General features: G+C 72.9%; 17 protein-coding genes. 9 read left to right on the top strand and 8 right to left on the bottom strand.

The features are described from left to right. Position 1: 1 nt before the first annotated feature. Positions 2-1,603 carry an acyl-CoA carboxylase subunit beta gene (locus QP090_RS28450; protein ID WP_285942534.1) on the bottom strand — a complete coding sequence of 534 codons (1,602 nt, stop codon included), beginning with the start codon at positions 1,601-1,603 and terminating at the stop codon, positions 2-4. Between the two features lie 112 nt (positions 1,604-1,715). On the opposite strand from QP090_RS28450, the gene QP090_RS28445 reads away from it, so the two are divergent. After that, on the top strand, positions 1,716-4,304 hold the full coding sequence (locus QP090_RS28445; protein WP_285942819.1) for a phosphoenolpyruvate carboxylase: 2,589 nt from the start codon (positions 1,716-1,718) through the stop codon (positions 4,302-4,304). A gap of 104 nt (positions 4,305-4,408) precedes the next feature. Here the strand turns inward: QP090_RS28445 and QP090_RS28440 are convergent, their stop codons facing one another. Then, positions 4,409-5,191, bottom strand: coding sequence for an enoyl-CoA hydratase/isomerase family protein (locus QP090_RS28440; RefSeq protein WP_285942533.1), 783 nt, complete (start codon positions 5,189-5,191; stop codon positions 4,409-4,411). A gap of 64 nt (positions 5,192-5,255) precedes the next feature. Between QP090_RS28440 and QP090_RS28435 the strand changes: the two genes are divergently transcribed. Both QP090_RS28435 and QP090_RS28430 read left to right on the top strand, forming a co-directional pair. After that, complete coding sequence (locus tag QP090_RS28435; RefSeq protein ID WP_285942532.1) at positions 5,256-6,149, top strand: biotin--[acetyl-CoA-carboxylase] ligase; 894 nt, start codon at positions 5,256-5,258, stop codon at positions 6,147-6,149. A gap of 233 nt (positions 6,150-6,382) precedes the next feature. Further along, positions 6,383-7,489 (top strand): adenylate/guanylate cyclase domain-containing protein, encoded by a 1,107-nt coding sequence (locus tag QP090_RS28430; RefSeq protein WP_285942531.1) that lies wholly within the window; start codon positions 6,383-6,385, stop codon positions 7,487-7,489. Between the two features lie 97 nt (positions 7,490-7,586). Here QP090_RS28430 and bfr read toward each other — a convergent pair whose 3' ends face one another. Together bfr and QP090_RS28420 are read right to left on the bottom strand one after the other, a co-directional pair. Beyond that, a complete protein-coding gene (gene bfr, locus QP090_RS28425) occupies positions 7,587-8,084 on the bottom strand; it encodes a bacterioferritin (RefSeq protein WP_285942818.1) in 498 nt (165 codons plus the stop codon). A 105-nt stretch (positions 8,085-8,189) separates the two neighbouring features. After that, the gene (locus tag QP090_RS28420) at positions 8,190-8,492 is read right to left on the bottom strand and encodes a (2Fe-2S)-binding protein (protein ID WP_285942530.1); all 303 of its coding nucleotides are present in this window, start codon (positions 8,490-8,492) and stop codon (positions 8,190-8,192) included. Positions 8,493-8,668: 176 nt separating this feature from the next. On the opposite strand from QP090_RS28420, the gene QP090_RS28415 reads away from it, so the two are divergent. Next, a complete protein-coding gene (locus QP090_RS28415; RefSeq protein WP_285942529.1) occupies positions 8,669-10,513 on the top strand; it encodes a hypothetical protein in 1,845 nt (614 codons plus the stop codon). 51 nt (positions 10,514-10,564) lie between these two features. Here the strand turns inward: QP090_RS28415 and QP090_RS28410 are convergent, their stop codons facing one another. Continuing rightward, positions 10,565-10,993 carry a hypothetical protein gene (locus tag QP090_RS28410; RefSeq protein WP_285942528.1) on the bottom strand — a complete coding sequence of 143 codons (429 nt, stop codon included), beginning with the start codon at positions 10,991-10,993 and terminating at the stop codon, positions 10,565-10,567. Between the two features lie 157 nt (positions 10,994-11,150). On the opposite strand from QP090_RS28410, the gene QP090_RS28405 reads away from it, so the two are divergent. Further along, the gene (locus QP090_RS28405; protein ID WP_026402549.1) at positions 11,151-11,822 is read left to right on the top strand and encodes a response regulator transcription factor; all 672 of its coding nucleotides are present in this window, start codon (positions 11,151-11,153) and stop codon (positions 11,820-11,822) included. Positions 11,823-11,918: 96 nt separating this feature from the next. Continuing rightward, positions 11,919-13,196 (top strand): ATP-binding protein, encoded by a 1,278-nt coding sequence (locus QP090_RS28400; RefSeq protein WP_285942527.1) that lies wholly within the window; start codon positions 11,919-11,921, stop codon positions 13,194-13,196. A gap of 10 nt (positions 13,197-13,206) precedes the next feature. Here QP090_RS28400 and QP090_RS28395 read toward each other — a convergent pair whose 3' ends face one another. After that, a complete protein-coding gene (locus QP090_RS28395) occupies positions 13,207-13,800 on the bottom strand; it encodes a GtrA family protein (protein ID WP_285942526.1) in 594 nt (197 codons plus the stop codon). A 241-nt stretch (positions 13,801-14,041) separates the two neighbouring features. Here QP090_RS28395 and QP090_RS28390 point away from each other — a divergent pair, with 241 nt between their 5' ends. Together QP090_RS28390 and purE are read left to right on the top strand one after the other, a co-directional pair. Then, complete coding sequence (locus QP090_RS28390) at positions 14,042-15,187, top strand: 5-(carboxyamino)imidazole ribonucleotide synthase (protein ID WP_285942817.1); 1,146 nt, start codon at positions 14,042-14,044, stop codon at positions 15,185-15,187. Positions 15,188-15,323: 136 nt separating this feature from the next. Then, positions 15,324-15,815 (top strand): 5-(carboxyamino)imidazole ribonucleotide mutase, encoded by a 492-nt coding sequence (gene purE, locus QP090_RS28385; RefSeq protein WP_285942525.1) that lies wholly within the window; start codon positions 15,324-15,326, stop codon positions 15,813-15,815. A 166-nt stretch (positions 15,816-15,981) separates the two neighbouring features. On the opposite strand, the gene QP090_RS28380 is transcribed toward purE, so the two are convergent. Both QP090_RS28380 and QP090_RS28375 read right to left on the bottom strand, forming a co-directional pair. Then, positions 15,982-16,395, bottom strand: coding sequence for a CoA-binding protein (locus QP090_RS28380; RefSeq protein ID WP_285942524.1), 414 nt, complete (start codon positions 16,393-16,395; stop codon positions 15,982-15,984). Between the two features lie 37 nt (positions 16,396-16,432). Further along, positions 16,433-17,767: a UDP-glucose dehydrogenase family protein gene (locus QP090_RS28375; RefSeq protein ID WP_285942523.1), complete on the bottom strand. Its 1,335-nt coding sequence runs from the start codon at positions 17,765-17,767 to the stop codon at positions 16,433-16,435. An 82-nt stretch (positions 17,768-17,849) separates the two neighbouring features. Between QP090_RS28375 and QP090_RS28370 the strand changes: the two genes are divergently transcribed. Continuing rightward, entirely contained in the window at positions 17,850-19,019 is a 1,170-nt protein-coding gene (locus QP090_RS28370) for an acyl-CoA dehydrogenase (RefSeq protein WP_285942522.1), read from the top strand. Positions 19,020-19,147 lie beyond the last annotated feature (128 nt).

The raw sequence follows: 19,147 nt of genomic DNA, 5'->3' as shown, positions 1-19,147 counted from the left end.
CCTAAAGCGGGATGTTGCCGTGCTTCTTCGGCGGGAGAGTCTTGCGCTTCTCGCGCAGCGCGCGCAGCGCGCGCACGATCTGGCCGCGCGTCTCGGACGGCTTGATCACGTTGTCGACGTAGCCGCGCTCGGCCGCCACGTAGGGGTTGGCGAGGGTGTCCTCGTACTCGGTGATCAGCTCGGCGCGGCGCGCGTCGGCGTCGGCCGCGCTCTCGGCGGCGGCCAGCTCGCGCCGGTACAGGATGTTGACCGCGCCCTGCGCGCCCATCACCGCGATCTGCGCGGTCGGCCAGGCCAGGTTGATGTCGGCGCCGAGGTGCTTGGAGCCCATCACGTCGTAGGCGCCGCCGTACGCCTTGCGGGTGATCACCGTGACCAGCGGGACGGTCGCCTCGGCGTAGGCGTAGAGCAGCTTGGCGCCGCGCCGGATGATCCCGTTCCACTCCTGGTCGGTGCCGGGCAGGAACCCGGGCACGTCCACGAAGGTCAGCACCGGCACGTTGAACGCGTCGCAGGTGCGGACGAACCGCGCCGCCTTCTCGGAGGCGTCGATGTCGAGCGTCCCGGCGAACTGCATCGGCTGGTTGGCGACGACGCCGACCGAGTGGCCCTCGACCCGGCCGAAGCCGCAGATGATGTTGGGCGCGAACAGCTCCTGGACCTCCAGGAACTCGCCGTCGTCGAGCACGTGCCCGATGACGGTGTGCATGTCGTAGGGCTGGTTCGGCGAGTCCGGGACCAGCGTGTCGAGCTCCTCGACCAGCTCCTCGGGGTCGACCGGGCCGCCGAGCTCGGGCGGGTCGGAGAGGTTGTTGGACGGCAGGTACGACAGCAGCGCCTTGACGTACTCGATCGCGTCGCCCTCGTCGGAGCCCTGGTAGTGCGCCACGCCCGACTTGGAGTTGTGCGAGTGCGCGCCGCCGAGCTCCTCCATGGTCACCTCCTCGCCGGTGACCGTCTTGATCACGTCCGGCCCGGTGATGAACATGTGCGAGGTCTGGTCGACCATCACGATGAAGTCGGTGATCGCGGGGGAGTACACCGCGCCGCCCGCGCAGGGGCCCATGACCAGGGAGATCTGCGGGATCACGCCGGAGGCGTGCACGTTCCGCTTGAAGATCTCGGCGTAGAGGCCGAGGGCCGCCACGCCCTCCTGGATCCGCGCGCCGCCGGAGTCGTTGATGCCGATGACCGGGCAGCCGGTCTTCACCGCGTGGTCCATCACCTTGCAGATCTTCTCGCCGAAGACCTCGCCGAGGGAGCCGCCGGACACGGTGAAGTCCTGGCTGAACACCGCCACGTGGCGGCCGTCGACCGTGCCGTGGCCGGTGACGACGCCGTCGCCGTACGGGCGGTTCTTCTCGATCCCGAAGTTGGTGGAGCGGTGCCGCGCCATCTCGTCGAACTCGACGAACGAGCCGGGGTCCAGCAGCGCGTCGATCCGCTCTCGGGCGGTCATCTTGCCCTTGGCGTGCTGCTTCTCGACCGCGCGTGCGGAGCCCGCGTGCACCGCCTCGTAGCGGCGCATTTCCAGATCTGCGATCTTGCCCGCGGTCGTGTGGATGTCGAAGTCCACCACGGGTTCAGGAGCTTCCGTCGCCATGCCCGCCAGGGTAACCGCACGCCGCTGCGGCGGGTGCGGCCGGGGCGCCGATATCCCTGCTCAGTACGCTTGGCATGTGGCTACGAACACGCGTGACACCCTTCGGCAGGACATGCCCGAACCGCTGCGGCGCGATGTGCGGCTGCTGGGCGCGATGCTCGGCGACAGCCTCGTCGAGTACCGGGGCAGAGATCTCCTGGACGACGTCGAGCGGCTGCGGCACGCCGTGATCGCCGCCCGCAAGGGCGAGATCGACGGCGCCGAGGTCGCCGCGCTCGTCGACGGCTGGACCCTGGAGCGCGCCGGGCAGGTCGCGCGGGCGTTCACCGTGTACTTCCACCTCACCAACCTGGCCGAGGAGCACCACCGCATCCGGACGCTGCGGGAGCGGGACCTCGGCGAGAGCGTGTCCGGCTCGATGGCGGCGGCGGTGGAGGAGATCCGCGCGGCCGGCGGCGACCGGCTGGCCGGGGTGGTCGAGGGGCTGGAGTTCCGGCCGGTCTTCACCGCGCATCCGACCGAGGCCCGCCGCCGCGCCGTCGTCACCGCGATCCAGCGGATCAGCGACCTGCTCGCCGCGCTGAACGCCGAGCCGGGCGTGCGCGAGCGCGACGACGTCGAGCGGCGGATGCGCGAGGAGATCGACCTGCTGTGGCGCACCGCGCTGCGCCGCAACGCCCAGATGGACCCGCTCGACGAGGTCCGCACCGCGATGGCCGCGTTCGACGAGACGATCTTCCGGGTGGTGCCGCAGATCTACCGGGCCCTCGATGTGGCCCTGGACCCCGCCGGAACCGGCGCCCGGCCCCCGCAGGTCCGGCCGTTCCTGCGGTTCGGGAGCTGGATCGGCGGCGACCGCGACGGGAACCCGCACGTCACCGCCAAGGTCACCCGCGACGCGGTGGTGATCCAGGCCGAGCACGTGCTGCGCGCGCTGGAGGCCACCTGCGGACGGGTCGGCCGCGAGCTGACCGCGCACGTGTCCACCACGCCGCCGTCCGAGGAGCTCGGCAATGCGCTGGCCGCCGCGCGGACCGCGCAGCCCGAGCTCATCGGCGGGATCGCCAAGCGGTCCCCGGGCGAGCCGCACCGGCAGTTCCTGCTGTTCGCGGCGGCGCGGATCCGGGCCACCCGCGAACGCGACGCCGACCTGGCCTACGGTTCGCCGGACGAGCTGCTCGCCGACCTGCGGACCGTCCAGGAGTCGCTGGCCGGGGCGGGCGCGGCACGGCAGGCGTACGGGCGGATCCAGCATCTGGTCTGGCAGGTCGAGACGTTCGGCTTCCACCTGGCCGAGCTGGAGATCCGGCAGCACTCGGAGCTGCACGAGAAGGCGCTCGCCGAGCTGCGCGCGGACGGCGAGCACAGCGAGATGACCGACGAGATCCTCGACACGCTGCGCGTGGTCGGCTGGATCCAGCGCCGGTTCGGGGTGCGGGCCTGCTCCCGCTACGTCGTGTCGTTCACCCGCACCGCCGCCGACATCGCCAACGTGCACGAGCTGGCCGCCTCGCTCGGCGACGACGCGCCCGTCCTGGACGTCGTCCCGCTGTTCGAGACCGGTGAGGACCTGGAGCAGGCCCCCGAGGTGCTGGAGGGGATGCTGGAGATCCCCGCCGTCCGGCGCCGGCTGGACGAGACCGGCCGCCGCCTGGAGGTCATGCTCGGCTACTCCGACTCGGCCAAGCAGCTCGGCCCGGCCAGCGCGACCCTGCGGCTGTACGACGCCCAGGAGGCGCTGACCGCGTGGGCGGCGGCCAACGGGATCACGCTGACCCTGTTCCACGGCCGCGGCGGCTCGCTCGGCCGCGGCGGCGGCCCGGCCAACCGGGCGATCCTGGCCCAGGCGCCCGGCTCGGTCGCGGGCCGGTTCAAGGTCACCGAGCAGGGTGAGGTGATCTTCGCCCGGTACGGCCACCGGGAGATCGCGCGGCGGCACGTCGAGCAGGTCGCCAACGCGGTCCTGCTGGCCTCCACGGACGCCGTCCAGGACCGGGCCAGGGAGGCCGCGGCGCGGTACCGGCCGCTCGCCGACAAGATCAGCGACGCGGCCCGGGACGCGTTCCAGTCGCTGATCGGGACCGAGGGCTTCGCCGCCTGGTTCGCCCGGGTCAGCCCGCTGGAGGAGATCTCCGAGCTGCGCATCGGCTCGCGTCCGGCGCGCCGCAAGGCCGCCCGGGGGCTGGAGGACCTGCGCGCGATCCCGTGGGTGTTCGCCTGGACGCAGACCCGGGTCAACCTGCCCGGCTGGTACGGCATCGGCAGCGGCCTCGGCGCCGTCTCGGGCGGCGGGACCGACGTCGGCGAGCTGCGCGAGGCGTACGAGGCGTGGCCGCTGTTCGCGGCGCTGCTCGACAACGCCGAGATGAGCCTGGCCAAGTCCGATCGGGCGATCGCCGAACGCTACCTGGCGCTGGGCGACCGGCCGGACCTGTCGACCGCCGTCCTCGCCGAGTACGACCGGACCCGCTCGCTGGTCCTGGCCGTCACCGGCCACGACCGGCTGCTGGAGAACCGCAGGGTCCTCTCGCGGGCGGTGGAGCTGCGCAACCCCTATGTGGACGCGCTGTCCCACCTTCAGCTCCGGGCGCTGTCGGCCCTGCGCGAGGGCGTCGCCGACGAGGCCGAACGCGGCCACCTGGAGGAACTGCTCCTGCTCTCGGTCAACGGCGTCGCCGCCGGCCTCCAGAACACCGGCTGATGGTGGTGATCAGGCCGGCCGTCCCCGCCGGCCGGGAGGACATCGGCGGCAGGTCCGTCGTCCACATGGCCGAGCAGATGGCCGGGCCGCTCGGCTGACCCGGCCTACGACGGCCAGTTCGGCCTGCGCTTGTCGTTGAAGGCGGCGATGCCCTCGCGGCGGTCGGCGGAGAGCGCGAGGGTGCGCCAGGCGTTGTCCTCGATGTCGAGCCCGGCGGCCAGGCTGCCCTCGGCGCCGAGCCGCATCGCGCGCTTGGCCGCCCGCACGGCGGCGGGGGAGTTCCCGGCGATCGTCCCGGCGACGGCCAGGGCCTCCTCGCGCGCCGTCCCGGCGGGGACGCTCCGGTCGACCAGCCCGTACTCGCGCGCCTCCGCGACGGCGAGGCGGCGGCCGGTCAGCACCAGGTCGGCGGCGCGGCCCGGCCCGAGCCGCCGGACGGCGAGCTGGGTGCCGCCGCCCCCGGGGACCAGCCCGACGCCCACCTCGGGCAGCCCGAACACCGCGGTCCCGTCGGCCACGATCACGTCGCACGACAGCGCGAGCTCGCAGCCGCCGCCGAGCGCGTACCCGTGCACGGCCGCGACGACCGGCTGCGGCAGGTCGAGCACCGCGCCGAACGCGGCGCGGAAGACCGGGCGCTGCGCCAGGATCTCCGCGTCGCTCATCGTGTTGCGCTCCTTGAGGTCGGCGCCCACGCAGAACGCCCGCTCGCCCGCCGCGCTCAGCACCACGGCCCGCGCGGACGGGTCGGCCGCCACCTCGGCGCACACCGCGGCCAGCCGCCGCGCCATCGCCGTCGAGAGGGCGTTCAGCGCCTCCGGCCGGTCCAGCACGATCTCGGCGACGTGGCCGCCCTGCCCTTCGCGCCTCAGCGCCACTCCGTCCACGCCGGTCACTCTAGATCGCTTCCCCGGCCGGGGGCACCCGGGGCCGGTGGGGTTGGATGGTGTGGTGAGCGACTCACCGTATGCCGACCTCGACCGGCCGCCCCTGCACGAGGCGGCGCTCCGGCGCGCGCTCGTGGGGGAGGGCTCGCTGTGGCGGGACGTCCGCGTCGTGCCCGAGACCGGGTCCACCAACGCCGACCTCGCGGCCGTGGCCAGGGACGGGGCGCCCGAGGGCACCGTCCTGGTGACCGAGCTCCAGACCTCGGGCAGGGGCCGGCTGGGGCGCCCCTGGGCCGCCCCGCCGCGCTCCGGGCTGATGTTCTCGCTGCTGCTGCGGCCCGCCGTCCCGGCGGCGCGGCTCGGCTGGGCGCCGTTGCTCACCGGGGTCGCGGTGGCCACCGCCGTCCGCAGGATGACCATGTGGTCACAGGAGGGCGAGGGGTTCTTCGCCCCCGCCGCCGACCGGGAGCGGACCGGCGCCGCCGCCGTCGACGTCCGGCTGAAGTGGCCGAACGACCTGCTGGTGGGCGAGCGGAAGCTGGCCGGGATCCTGGTCGAGAAGTTCGACGACGCGCTCGTCGTCGGCGTCGGGCTGAACGTGGGGCTGCGCGAGGACGAGCTCCCGGTGCCCACCGCGACCTCCCTGGCGATCGAGGGCGCGCCGCTCAGCGACCGGGCGCCGCTGCTGCGCGCGATCCTGCGCGAGTTCGCGACCTGGTACCGCGAGTGGGTCGCGCTGGAGGGCGACCCCGAGACCAGCGGGCTGCGCACCGCCTACAAGGAGCTGTGCCGCACCCTCGGCCGCGAGGTCCGGGTCGAGCTGCCCGGCGACGCGGCCCTGGAAGGGACGGCGTCCGACATCGACACCGCGGGCCGCCTCGTGGTCGCCGGGCCCCGCGGGGAGCGGCCCGTCAGCGCCGGTGACGTCGTGCACGTGCGCGGGACGGCGGCCCCGTGAACGGCCGCGCCCGGGGGACGGCCCGGACGCCCGTCCGCGCGGGCCCGCCGCCCGGGGCCGGACGACGGATTGAGCGGAATTGTCGTCCTGACCTCGGACTGGGCACCGGATCTGCGACGATATGGCGTGGGAAAGCGGCACACAACGGGCCGTTTCGTGACCGGGAGACCGCCCGACGATGAACTGGACCACGATGCCGCGGGCGTCCCCGGCGGCGGGCTGAGGGGCAGACGATGGCAGCAGGTTTGCCGGACCCGAAGGAGATCGAGGAACTCCTGCTCGGTGGCGAGCTGTGCTACACCCGGGTCGACGCGGTGCGGCTGTCCGGGGTCACCCGGGAGTTCTCCGGCCGGGTGTGGCGGGCGTTCGGCTACCCCTCGATGCCGGACGAAGTGATCGCCTACACCGAGGGCGACGTCGCCGCGCTGTGCCGGATCCGGCGGCTCATGGACGACGGGGTGCTCGACGAGGACGGCGTGATCCGGCTCGTCCGGGCGTTCGGGCAGACCATGACCCGGCTGGCCGAATGGCAGGTCAACCTGCTCGGCGGGATGCTGAGCCAGGACCCGCAGGAGCCGCCCACCGCCGAGGCGGTCGGCTCGATCGTCGACATCGCCGAGAAGCACATCGGCGAGTTCGAGCCGCTGGTGGTGCACGCCTGGCGGCGCCAGCTCGCCGCCGCCGGGACCCGCGCCATCGCCGCCGCGTCCACCCGCGAGGCCGCCGCGCAGGGCGAGCCCGGCGCGGTCGCGGCGGGACGCACGCTGACGACCGTGGGCTTCGCCGACATGGTGTCGTTCACCCAGGTGAGCCGCGACCTGGAGGAGCTGGAGCTGGCCCGGGTGGTGGAGTGGTTCGAGGAGACCGCCTCCGACATCGTCGCCTCGTGCGGCGGGCGGCTGGTCAAGACGCTCGGCGACGAGGTGCTGTTCTGCGCGGACTCGCCGCTGGTGGGCGGCGAGATCGCGCTCGCGATCGCCGAGACGATCCAGGACGAGATCGAGGTGCCCGACGTCCGGGTCGGCGTGGCCTACGGCCCGGTGCTGCCGCTGATGGGCGACATGTTCGGGACCACCGTGAACCTGGCCGCGCGGCTGACCAAGCTGGCCCGGCCCGGCTCGGTCGTGATCGACACCGAGCTGGCCGCGGCGCTGGAGGGGGAGCCGGGGCTGGAGGTCACCAAGATCGTCCGGCGTCCGGTCCGCGGCCTCGGCATCATCCAGCCGTCCGTCCTGCGCCGCTCCACCCGAAACCCGGCCGCTCCGGCCGCTCCGGCCGCTCCGCACACGCCGGACGCGCCGGACGGCCCCGGGAACGCCGCCGGCGGCGGACCGGCCTGAGAAGGCCGGTCCACCGCCGGGAGCGCTCGTCCTGGAAGTTCCCCCGGAGACGCCGGCCCCGAAGGCGGTGGGGTCTCTGGAGGCCGCCGGGGGCAGGTCAGACGGGCTTGGGGGTGCCTTCGCCCGGGGCACCGGTGAGGCGCTGGAGGTAGTTCTGCTCGCCGAGCGCGGCGACGAGCGCGATCTCGGTCTCCAGGTAGTCGATGTGCTCTTCCTCGTCGGCGAGGATCTCCTCGAAGATCCGCGCGGAGGTGATGTCGCCGCGCGAGCGCATCAGCTCGACGCCGGGCCGCAGCCGGGCCACGGCCTCCAGCTCGACCTTCATGTCGGCCTCGAGCTGCTCGAAGACGGTCTGCCCGATGCGCAGCGTGCCGATCTTCTGGTAGTTCGGCAGGCCCTCGAGGAACAGGATGCGGTCGGTCAGCCGTTCGGCGTGCCGCATCTCGTCGAAGGACTCGGCCCGGGTGTGCTCGGCCATGCGGGTGAAGCCCCAGTTCTCCTGCATCTTCGCGTGCAGGAAGTACTGGTTGATCGCGGTGATCTCCGCGGTGAGCTGCTCGTTGAGCAGCGCGATGATGTCCTTGTCGCCTTCCATATCGCCCATGCTTCCATGGGACCCGTTCCTCGGGCAGCACTGACCCCCGCACGGGGCGTGTCCTCATCGGGGAGGACGGCCGGTGCGGACGGCTTCGGAGCTGCCTCAGGCGGCGGTCTGCGGCGCGGAACCCCTCTCGAGCTCGATCATCGGGGTGTCGCCCACCGGGACTTCGCGGGGAAGCTCAGGGGCGAGTTCGAGGGGGGCGGGGCCGCCGGTGAGGGCGTCCACCAGCTCGCTGGCCGTGCGGTGCTCGCTGACCATGGCGTGCAGCCGCTTGGTGCACGATCCGCAGCCGGGCAGCATGCCGCAGGCGGCCTTGACGTCCTTCGCCGAGCGGCTGCCGCCGTGGGCCAGGCAGTCGCGCACGTCGTCCTCCGTGACGGCGTTGCAGACGCAGACGTACATGCGCTGGGGGACCTCTCATGCGGTGGGCGGCCGGCGGGGCCGCCGGATGCTTAGGGGCCCCTCATTAAGGTAAGGCTCCCCTAAGGTAACCCACGGATGTCCGTTCTGACCAGTGCCATCCCGATCGGTGTGAGCCACCCCTCAGCGGGAAGCATGGTTTGGGACGATTTGAGGGGATGTGGTCCAAGGTGCATGACGCCTCGGAGCTCCCGGCGCCCGCCGGGTCCTACCGCCTGCGCCTGTGCGGCACCGCGGACGAGCGCTTCGGCTTCGCCGAGGCCGCCGCGTTCGCCCCGTACCTGATGGCTCTCGGGGTGTCGCACGTCCACCTGTCGCCCGTGCTCCAGCCGGCGGCGGTGGCGCGGGGGCCCGCGTCCGCCGCCGTCACCGTGCCCGTGGACGGTCACGTGCGGCTGTCGGAGGAGCTCGGGGGCCTGGAGGCGTTCCGCGCGATGGCGGCCCGGTTCCGCGCGCATGGGCTGGGCGTGCTGGTCGATGTGCTCCCCGCACCCGTCTCCACGTCCACGCCCCCATCCGGGGTGGCAGCGCGTGCGGACGATCCCGAGATCTTCGAACGGCCGCACGGGCCGTTGCTGGGGCTCGTCTCCGAAGGGCTGGTGGACGGGCTGCGGATCGACGATCCCGACGGCCTGAGCGACCCGCGCGGCTACCTGGAGCGCCTCGCCGAGCGGCTTCCCGGCAAGTGGATCCTGCTGGAGAAGGCGGCTGCCGGGGAGGAGCGCGTACCGGGCGACTGGCCGTGCGCGGGCACCAGTGGGTACGACTCGCTCGCGATGGTGAACGGCCTGTTCGTCGACCGCGAGGGGGAGAAGCCGCTCGCCGACCTCCGGATGTCGTTCACCGGCGGCGGCGCGGCCTCGCTCGACGACATCGGCGCCGGCCACGCCCCAGGGCGGTTCACCGTCGCCCCGGACGCCTTCCACGCGCACTGTGCACGCCTCGTCCGCGACTGGCCGTCCACGATGACGGCCCTGTCCGACCACGACACCGAGCACCAGGAGGACGTCCGGGCCCGGTTCGCCGTCCTCGCCGAGATGCCCGGCCCCTGGGCCGACGCCGTCACCCGCTGGCAGGCCCGGTGCGCCGTCGCGGACGGTGGGACGGGCGGTGGGACGGGCGGTGCCGGTGCCGGGACGGGGTCGCCGCTGGAGCCCGATCTCGACTACCTGATGTGGCAGACGCTCGTCGGCGCCTGGCCGCTCACCTTCGACCGGCTGACGGCGTTCCTGGTGAGGGCGGCGCGGGCGGCCGGCACCCGGACCACCGCGGCCGTCCCGGACCGCGCGTACGAGGCGGGCATCGCCGCGCGGGCCCGCCAGGTGCTCGACGATCGCGCCCTGATGGCCGACGTGGGCGCGTTCGTCGACCTGCTGGAGCCGTACGCGCGGATCAACACGCTCGGGCAGAAGATCGTCCAGCTCACCATGCCGGGCGTCCCGGACGTCTACCAGGGCTGCGAGCTGACCGGGTTCGCGGTCGCGGGCCCCGACAACCTGCGGCCCGTCGACCACGCGTGGCGGCGCGACCGCCTCCTCCGGCTCGACAGCGGGCGCCCGCCGCGCGGCCTGGACGACGAGAAGCTGCTGGTCACCTCGCGGGCGCTGCGCCAGCGCCGGGAACATCCCGACTGGTACGGCCCGCCCGTCGAATGGGATCCGGCCGCGGCGCACAGTCCCGCCGCCGAGTACGAGCCGGTCCCCGACCACGGGCCGCCCCTGGTGAACGACCCGGCCACGGCGTACCGGCCGCTCCCCGCCGCCGGGCCCGCCGCCGAGCACGCCGTGGCGTTCTGGCGGGGGAACGCGCTCACAGTGGCGACGAGGCTGCCCGTCGGGCTGGAGCGCCTGGGCGGCTGGAAGGGCACCACGCTGGACCTCGGCTACCAGGGCTGGCGGGACGTGCTCACCGGCGCCCTGCTCTGGGGACCCGTCCTCGACCTCGGCGACGTGCTCGAACGCCTGCCGGTGGCGCTGCTCGTACCCAAGGAGATGCGTTCATAGCGGGCTCGTCTGGCGTGTCCCGACGTTCGGGCGTGTCCAGACGTTCCCGGATCACCTTCCCGAGCGGCCCGGTCGCGGGATCGACAACAGGTCCCGGTCGTCCGCCGACAGCACGGGTTGCGGCAGCCGGCGGCGCCGGTGCCGGGCGATGAGCACCCCCAGCGCCAGCACGAACAGCAGCACGCCGAGGAAGACCAGCGACCATCCGGCCCGCGCCCCGTACCAGCGCTCGGGGACGTCCCCGGCCAGCGGCAGCCCGGTGAGCCGGTTGCACAGGTAGCCGAGCGGGTTCGCCGCGCCCTGGGCCAGCGCGTACCACCAGACGCGGTCGCGATCGTCCAGCAGGAAGGCGGCGACCCCGGCCAGCGCCGTGATCACGGCCAGGATCAGGAAGACCCCCAAATAGGACTCGGTGCCGAATCCGCCGGGGACGGCCTGGAAGTGCAGCGCGGCCAGAGCGAGGAGGAGGACTGCCGCCACCGGCCGGGCGACATCCTGCCGGAGTGGCGGCACGTACGGTTACCTCCGGATTGCTTGTGGTGTGTCCGTATTCGAGGATGTACTACGAGTGGCAAACCGCAGGTCAAGAGCGCGGCGGCTGCCGGGAAACGTTCATGAATGGCCATACGATCGGTTCATGACCTCAGTACTGCTCGCCGAGGACGACACGTCCATCTCCGAGCCTCTCGCCCGCGCGCTGCGTCGCGAGGGGTACACCGTTGAAGTCAGTCCGGACGGGCCGCAGGCCCTGGAACGGGCGCTCGGGGGCGGCGTGGATCTCATCGTTCTCGACCTGGGCCTGCCCGAACTGGACGGGCTCGAGGTGGCCCGCCGGGTCCGTGCCGAGGGGCATGGAGTGCCCATCCTGATCTTGACCGCCCGCGCCGACGAGGTCGACACGGTCGTCGGCCTCGACGCCGGGGCCGACGACTACGTGACCAAGCCGTTCCGGCTGGCCGAGCTGCTGGCCCGGGTCCGGGCGCTGCTGCGCCGCGGCAGCACCGAGACCCCGATCGTCCAGGGGGTCCGGATCGACGCCGAGTCGCGCCGGGCCTGGATGGGCGAACAGGAGCTCCAGCTCACCACCAAGGAGTTCGACCTGCTCCGCGTCCTGGTCCGGGACGCGGGCAAGGTCGTGACCCGCGAACAGATCATGCGCGAGGTGTGGGACACCAACTGGTGGGGTTCCACCAAGACCCTCGACATGCACATTTCCTGGCTGCGCCGCAAGCTCGGCGACGACGCCGGCAGTCCCCGCTACATCACCACCGTGCGGGGCGTCGGGTTCCGGTTCGAGCGCGGCGACTAGCACCACCCGCCATGGTCATGCGGTTCCGCCACGGGTCTTCCCGAGAGACCCGGGGCAGATCCGCATGATCGTGGCTTCACCTTCGAAGGAGCCCTGATGAGGCGCCGACTGCTCCTGTCGACGCTCGCGGTGGCGGTCGTCGCGATCCTGCTGCTCGGCATCCCCCTCGCCTACGCCACGCACAAGCTCATCTACGAGGAGGCCCGCCAGTCACTGGAACGCGAGGTCTCCTCCATCCTCGGCGGCGTCGGATTCAGCCTGGAGTCCCGCCAGCCGATCTCCAGCGAGAAGATCGCCCAGGAGTACCCCGGCCGGCGGATCGTGATCGTCCTGCCCGACAACCGCATCGTGACCGCGGGCGCCGAGCCGGCCCGCGGCGCCGAGCTGCTCACCGCCGCCGGCACGTCCGGCGGCGTGCGCGTGCAGGTGTCCCGGGCGGCGTCGGAGATCCAGGACGAGGCGCTGCGGCAGATGCTGCTGATCGGCAGCCTCGCCGCGCTCGGCGTCGCGGTCACCGTCGGCCTGGCCATGTTCCAGGCGCGCAAGCTGACCCTCCCGCTCATCGACCTGGCCGAGACCGCCGACCGGCTCGGCAGCGGCAACGCCCGCCCGCGACGGCGCCGGTACGGCATCGCCGAGGTCGACCGGGTCGCCGAGGTGCTCGACCGCAGCGCGGTGCGGATCGCCGACCTGCTGGCCGCCAGCCGCGAGTTCGCCTCCGACGCCAGCCACCAGCTCCGCACCCCGCTGACCGCGCTGTCCATGCGGCTGGAGGAGATGATCGAGGCGGCCGACTACCCCGACGTGGTGCGCGAGGAGGGCGCGGCGGCGGTGGCCCAGGCCGAGCGGCTGGTCGCGGTCGTCGAGCAGCTCCTGGCCCGCGCCCGGCACGACCGCACCGGCGGCGCCGTCCCGACCGGGATCGACGAGGTCATCGCCCAGCAGGTCGAGGAGTGGCGGCCGATCTTCCGGCGGGACGGCCGCGACGTCCGGCTCACCGGGGAGCAGGGGCTGGTCGGGCTGGCCAACCCCGAGGGGCTCTCCCAGATCGTGGCGACCCTGCTGGACAACTCGCTGGTGCACGGCGCCGGCACCGTCACGATCAACACCAAGCAGGGGGCGAGCTCGGTGGTCGTCGAGGTCGGCGACCAGGGCCGCGGTATCCCGCCCGAGCTGGAACCGCGGATCTTCGAACGCAGCGTCACCAGCGGCAAGGGCACCGGCCTCGGCCTCTACCTGGCCCGCTCGCTCGCGGTCGTGGACGGCGGCCGGCTGGAGCTGATCCAGGCCGACCCGGCGGTGTTCGGCATCTTCCTCCGCCAGGTCGCCGACGCGCGGCTCGCCGAGGAACGCGTGGTCATCGGCCCCACCTGAGGCCCGCCGGTCAGCGGATCCGGGTGAACTCGGCGTCCTGCGTGCCGGCCGGACGGCCGAGTCCCTGCCCGGGCAGCCCCCGCCCGTCGGCGGGCTGCCCGGGGGCCTCCCCGCCGGCCGGCGCCCGGGGACCGGTCTCGGGCAGCCCGGAGGCCGGATCGACGGGCGGCGCCGACGTCGGCAGGAAGACCCACTTCTTGTACGACCAGAACCGGAACAGCGTCGCCACGCCGGTGCCGATCACCAGCGAGATGTTGTAGGCGAGCGGCCCGGTCGCGCCGATCACGTAGTGGGTGAACCCGATGAACAGCTCGGTGATCACCAGGCCGACGCCGTTGAGCGCGAAGAACAGCACGTACTCGCGACCGAGCCCGGTGCGGTCGCGGTGCCGGAACGTCCAGTAGCGGTTGGCGAGGTAGGAGAACGTCGTCGCGACCACGGTGGCGACGCCGTTGGAGGTCAGCGGGCCGACGCCCATGCCGGAGTTGAGGGCGTTGCCCAGCACCAGCGTGATGACGAAGGCGATCGCGCCGACGCTGCCGAACTTCGCGAGCTCGCGCACCAGGTGCGCGAACCGCCGGTGGAGAGTGGCGACCAGGCTCACGAAGAGAAACCGTCCTTCCGGACTTCGGCTACTGCGCCGCGGATCGGCACGCGGCTGCTTTCGGAGGCACCACGAGGATAGACGCAGGCTGCCACCGGGAGGCGGGAACAGGATCGAACAACGGTATCCGCGCCGTCCCGTCCCGCCGCCATGTTGGCCATACCCCGTTCGACGCGGCGTGCCCGCGATCCGTTCACTCCTTACCGGCCGATAACCTTTCAGCGTGAGAAACCCTGCCCAGATGCCGGTCGTCGGGATGGCGGGCGGCGGTCAGCTGGCCCGGATGACGCAGCAGGCCGCGATCGCGCTCGGCGTGTCGCTGCGGGTGCTGGCCGGTTCGGCGGACGACTCCGCGGCCCGCGTCTGCGCCGACGTGGTCGTCGGCGACGACGCCTCCCTTGACGACCTCCTGACCTTCGCCAAGGGCTGCGATGTGGTGACCTTCGACCACGAGCACGTCCCCGGCCCGCACATCCGGGCCCTGGAGGAGGCCGGAGTCCCCGCCCGTCCGGGCGCCGCGGCCCTGCTGCACGCCCAGGACAAGCTGGTGATGCGCGAGCGCCTCACCGAGCTGGGCGCGCCCTGCCCCGCCCACGCGCCCGTCCCCGCCGCCGAGCCGCTGGAGTTCCTGGAGGCGTTCGCCCGCGAGCACGGCCGGCCGCTGGTCCTCAAGGCCACCCGCGGCGGCTACGACGGCAAGGGCGTCTGGCTGCTGGACGACCTCGACGACGCGTCCGCCCTGATCGCCCGGCTGGCGGCCGAGGGCGTCGGCCTGATGGTCGAGGAGCACGTCCCGTTCCGCCGCGAGCTGGCCGCCGTCGTCGCCCGCTCCCCATACGGCCAGGGCGCCGCGTACCCGGTCGTGGAGACCGTCCAGGAGGACGGCATCTGCGTCGAGGTCCTCGCGCCCGCCCCCGGTCTCGCCCCCGGCCGCGCCGCCGAGGCCCAGCGCCTGGCCCTCGACATTGCCGAGAAGCTCGGCGTCACCGGCCTCCTCGCCGTCGAGCTGTTCGAGACCGAGACGGGCCTGCTGGTGAACGAGCTGGCGATGCGCCCGCACAACTCCGGCCACTGGACGATCGAGGGCTCCCGCACGTCCCAGTTCGAACAGCACCTGCGCGCCGTCCTCGACCTGCCCCTCGGCTCCACCGAGCCGACCGCCCGCCACACCGTGATGGCCAACGTCCTCGGCGGCGACGACCCCGACCTGTACCCCCGCTACATCCACGTGATGGCCCACGACCCGGCCGTCAAGGTGCACTTCTACGGCAAGGACGTCCGTCCCGGCCGCAAGATCGGCCACGTCACCGCCTGCGGCGACGACCTCGCCGAGGTGAGAGAACGCGCCCGCCACGCGGCGGACTACTTGAGGTGGGGTCCCCGGTAAGCCGCAGCGGAGCGAGGATTTCCGGGGTGGCGGGGGTCTGGGGGTCGTCCCCCAGGGCGATCCGGTAAGCCGCAGCGGAGCGAGGATTTCCGGGGTGGCGGGGGTCTGGGGGTCGTCCCCCAGGAAAGGGGAGAGCATGAACGCTGTTGTCGGTGTGGTCATGGGGAGTGACTCGGACTGGCCGGTGATGAAGGCGGCGGGTGAGGCGCTCGAGGAGTTCGGGGTGCCGTTCGAGGCCGATGTGGTGTCGGCGCACCGGATGCCGCACGACATGATCGCCTATGGCGAGGAGGCGGCCGGGCGGGGGCTGCGGGTGATCATCGCCGGGGCCGGGGGCGCCGCGCACCTGCCGGGGATGCTCGCCGCGGTGACGCCGCTGCCGGTGATCGGGGTGCCGGTGCCGCTGAAGTACCTGGACGGCATGGACTCGCTGCTGTCGATCGTCCAGATGCCGGCCGGGGTGCCGGTCGCGACGGTGGCCGTCGGCGCGGCGCGGAACGCGGGCCTGCTGGCCGTGCGGATCCTGGCGGCCTCCGACGAGGCGCTCCAGGCCCGAATGCGTGACTTCCAGCGTGAGCTGTACGACCAGGCCAAGGCGAAGGGCGCCCGCCTCCGAGAGGGACTCTAGACCTGCCCCCCAGCGGCCTCAGCCGCCGCGCGAGCGCGTTACCTGCCCGGTGGGGCGATGCCGGAGGCGAGCCTCGCCGGGCAGATCGCGAAGCGATGCAGCGCTCGCCAAGGCCCGGTAAGGCACGAGCCGCCAGGCGAGGGCCGTAGGCCGGGACTTCAAAAGTCTAGCGGCGCAGGGCCCATTCGACGGCGGGGCAGCGGTTCATGACGACGTCGAGGCCGGCGTCCGCGGCGCGCCGGGCGGCGGCCTCGTCGATCACTTCGAGGGGCAGCCACACCGCCTTCGCGCCGGCCGCGACGGCCTCGTCCACGACGGCGCCGGCGTGTTCGGCGCGGCGGTAGACGCCGACGACGTCCACGCCGTCCGGGAGGTCGGCGAGCGAGGTGACGCCCGGCTCGCCGAGCACCTCCGCCCCGGACGGGTGGACGGGGATGATCCGTTTGCCGCGCCGCTGGAGCAGCCGCGCCTGGTTGTGGACCTCCCGGTCGGGGTTGTCGCCGAGTCCGACGAACGCCCACGTCGTCGAGTCGTTCAGGAGCCGCCGGATCACGTCCGGGTCGGCGAAGGCATCGGTCATGCAGGCGACAACGCCCGTCCGGCCCCGCTCGTTCCCGTCAGGGGCGGCCGAGGGCGCGGTAGGTCCAGCCGGCGGCGCGCCACCGCTCGGGGTCGAGGGCGTTGCGGCCGTCGACGATGTTGCGCTCGGCGACCACGGCGGCGAGTTCGGCCGGGTCCATGGTGCGGAACTCGGCCCATTCGGTGAGCAGCAGGACGGCGTGGGCGCCGCGGGCCGCGTCGAGGGCCGAGTCGCCGAAGGCGAGGTCCGGCTGGGCGCGGCGCGCGTTCTCCATGGCCTGCGGGTCGTAGACGGTGACGTCGCCGCCCTGGGCGCGGATGGTCGCGGCGACGTCGAGCGCGGGCGAGTCGCGGACGTCGTCGGAGTCGGGCTTGAACGCCGCGCCGAGCACCCCGATGGTGCGGCCGGCGAAGGAGCCGCCGAGCTGGAGCCGGGCCAGCTCCACCATCCGGATCCGGCGGCGGATGTTGATCTCGTCCACCTCGCGCAGGAAGCTGAGCGCCTGGTCGACGCCGAGCTCGCCGGCGCGGGCCATGAACGCGCGGATGTCCTTGGGCAGGCAGCCGCCGCCGAAGCCGAGCCCGGGGCCGAGGAACTTGCCGCCGATCCGGTCGTCGTGCGACAGCGCCTCCGACAGCTTGGTGACGTCGGCGTGCGCGGCCTCGCAGACCTCCGCCATCGCGTTGATGAAGGAGATCTTGGTGGCCAGGAAGGCGTTGGCCGAGACCTTGACCAGCTCGGCGGTGGGGTAGTCGGCGACGATGAACGGGCTGCCCTCGGCCAGCATCGGCGCGTAGATCTCGCGGAGGATCTTCTCGGCGTGCCCGGCGGCGCCCTCCTCGGGCGGCAGCCCGGCGACGATCCGGTCCGGGTGCAGGGTGTCCTTGACGGCGAAGCCCTCGCGCAGGAACTCGGGGTTCCAGGCCAGCACGGCGTCGGCGCCGGCCGGGGCGAGGGCGGCGATGCGGCGGGAGAGCCGGTCGGCGGTGCCGACCGGCACGGTCGACTTCCCGACGATCAGGCACGGATCGCGCAGCCGGGACGCCAGCCGGGTGACCGCCTCGTCCACGTAGGCCATGTCGGCCGCGTACTCGCCGGACTTCTGCGGGGTGCCGACGCACAGGAAGTGCACGTCGCCGAACCCGGCGACCTCGTCGTAGGACGTGGTGAAGCGCAGCCGTCCGCTGTCCAGGCCGCGGCGCAGCAGCGGCTCCAGGCCGGGCTCGTAGAACGGCAGGTCTCCGGCCGACAGCCGGGCGATCTTCTCTGTGTCGACGTCCAGGCCGAGCACCTCGAAGCCCAGATCCGCCATGCAGGCGGCATGGGTGGTGCCGAGGTACCCGGTTCCGATCACCGTCAGCCGGTGGGCCAAGGCGACTCCCCTCTCTCCGCTGGTTCTCCAAGTCCTACCCGCAGCCGACCGGTTCGCTATACCGGCCGGTAGCATCCGTGGTATGAGTCCCGACCTTCCCACGTACGCGCCCTCCGAGGATCACGAGCTCCTCCGGCAGACGGTGCGCGAGCTCGCCGATGCCAAGATCGCCCCCCACGCCGCGGCGGTGGACGAGGAGCCCCGTTTCCCCCAGGAGGCCCTGGACGCGCTGGTGCAGAACGAGCTGCACGCGGTGCACGTCCCGGAGGAGTACGGGGGCTCCGGCGGCGACGCCCTCGCCACCGTGATCGTCATCGAGGAGGTCGCGCGGGCGTGCGCGTCCTCCTCGCTGATCCCGGCGGTCAACAAGCTCGGGACGGTGCCGGTGCTGCTGTCCGGCTCCGAGGAGCTGAAGAGGAAGTACCTGAACCCGGTGGCCAAGGGCGATGCCATGTTCTCCTATGCCCTCTCGGAGGCCGACGCCGGGTCCGACGCCGCGGGGATGAAGACCCGCGCGGTCCGGGACGGGGACCACTGGGTGCTGAACGGCGCCAAGATGTGGATCACCAACGCGGGCGTGTCGGAGTACTACACCGTGATGGCCGTCACCGACCCGTCCGCCGGGTCGCGCGGGATCTCGGCGTTCGTCGTGGAGAAGTCCGACCCGGGCGTGTCGTTCGGCGCCAAGGAGAAGAAGCTCGGCATCAAGGGCTCGCCGACCCGCCAGGTCATCCTGGAGGACGTGCGGATCCCCGCCGATCGGATCATCGGCGCCGAGGGCACCGGCTTCAAGACCGCGCTGGCCACCCTGGACCACACCCGCATCACCATCGCCGCCCAGGCCCTCGGCATCGCCCAGGGCGCGCTCGACTACGCGCTCGGGTACGTCAAGGAGCGCAAGCAGTTCGGGACGGCCATCGCCGACTTCCAGGGCGTCCAGTTCATGATCGCCGACATGGCGATGCGGCTGGAGGGCGCCCGCCAGCTCACCTACCACGCCGCGATGAAGTCCGAGCGCGCCTTCCACGGCGAGAAGATCCCGGACCTGACCTTCGTGTCGTCGGCCTGCAAGACGCTGGCCTCGGACGTGGCGATGGACGTGACCACCGACGCCGTCCAGCTCCTCGGCGGCTACGGCTACACCCGCGAGTTCCCGGTCGAGCGGATGATGCGCGACGCCAAGATCACCCAGATCTACGAGGGCACCAACCAGATCCAGCGCATGGTCATGGCCCGCCAGCTCCTGAAGTAGCACCTGACCTGGGTACTCATCAGCCCGTCGGCTTGGACGTGCTGAAGATCTTCTCTCGGGTCTTCACCTGATCCGCGGCCCCGGGGGCGATCATGCGCCTCCGGGGCCGCGGCGGGAGTCCGGCATGG

This window comes from Actinomadura xylanilytica (assembly GCF_030283145.1).
Lineage (GTDB): Bacteria > Actinomycetota > Actinomycetes > Streptosporangiales > Streptosporangiaceae > Spirillospora > Spirillospora xylanilytica.
Note: the sequence above shows the minus strand (reverse complement) of the source record. Positions and strands in the feature narration are given on the sequence as shown.

Excerpts from the sequence above, each read along its gene's own strand:
- QP090_RS28450 (WP_285942534.1), bottom strand. The coding sequence starts at position 1,603 with ATGGCGACGGAAGCTCCTGAACCCGTGGTGGACTTCGACATCCACACG.
- QP090_RS28445 (WP_285942819.1), top strand. The coding sequence starts at position 1,716 with ATGCCCGAACCGCTGCGGCGCGATGTGCGGCTGCTGGGCGCGATGCTC.
- QP090_RS28430 (WP_285942531.1), top strand. The coding sequence starts at position 6,383 with ATGGCAGCAGGTTTGCCGGACCCGAAGGAGATCGAGGAACTCCTGCTC.
- bfr (WP_285942818.1), bottom strand. The coding sequence starts at position 8,084 with ATGGAAGGCGACAAGGACATCATCGCGCTGCTCAACGAGCAGCTCACC.
- QP090_RS28420 (WP_285942530.1), bottom strand. The coding sequence starts at position 8,492 with ATGTACGTCTGCGTCTGCAACGCCGTCACGGAGGACGACGTGCGCGAC.
- QP090_RS28415 (WP_285942529.1), top strand. The coding sequence starts at position 8,669 with ATGTGGTCCAAGGTGCATGACGCCTCGGAGCTCCCGGCGCCCGCCGGG.
- QP090_RS28405 (WP_026402549.1), top strand. The coding sequence starts at position 11,151 with ATGACCTCAGTACTGCTCGCCGAGGACGACACGTCCATCTCCGAGCCT.
- QP090_RS28400 (WP_285942527.1), top strand. The coding sequence starts at position 11,919 with ATGAGGCGCCGACTGCTCCTGTCGACGCTCGCGGTGGCGGTCGTCGCG.
- QP090_RS28390 (WP_285942817.1), top strand. The coding sequence starts at position 14,042 with ATGCCGGTCGTCGGGATGGCGGGCGGCGGTCAGCTGGCCCGGATGACG.
- purE (WP_285942525.1), top strand. The coding sequence starts at position 15,324 with ATGAACGCTGTTGTCGGTGTGGTCATGGGGAGTGACTCGGACTGGCCG.
- QP090_RS28380 (WP_285942524.1), bottom strand. The coding sequence starts at position 16,395 with ATGACCGATGCCTTCGCCGACCCGGACGTGATCCGGCGGCTCCTGAAC.
- QP090_RS28370 (WP_285942522.1), top strand. The coding sequence starts at position 17,850 with ATGAGTCCCGACCTTCCCACGTACGCGCCCTCCGAGGATCACGAGCTC.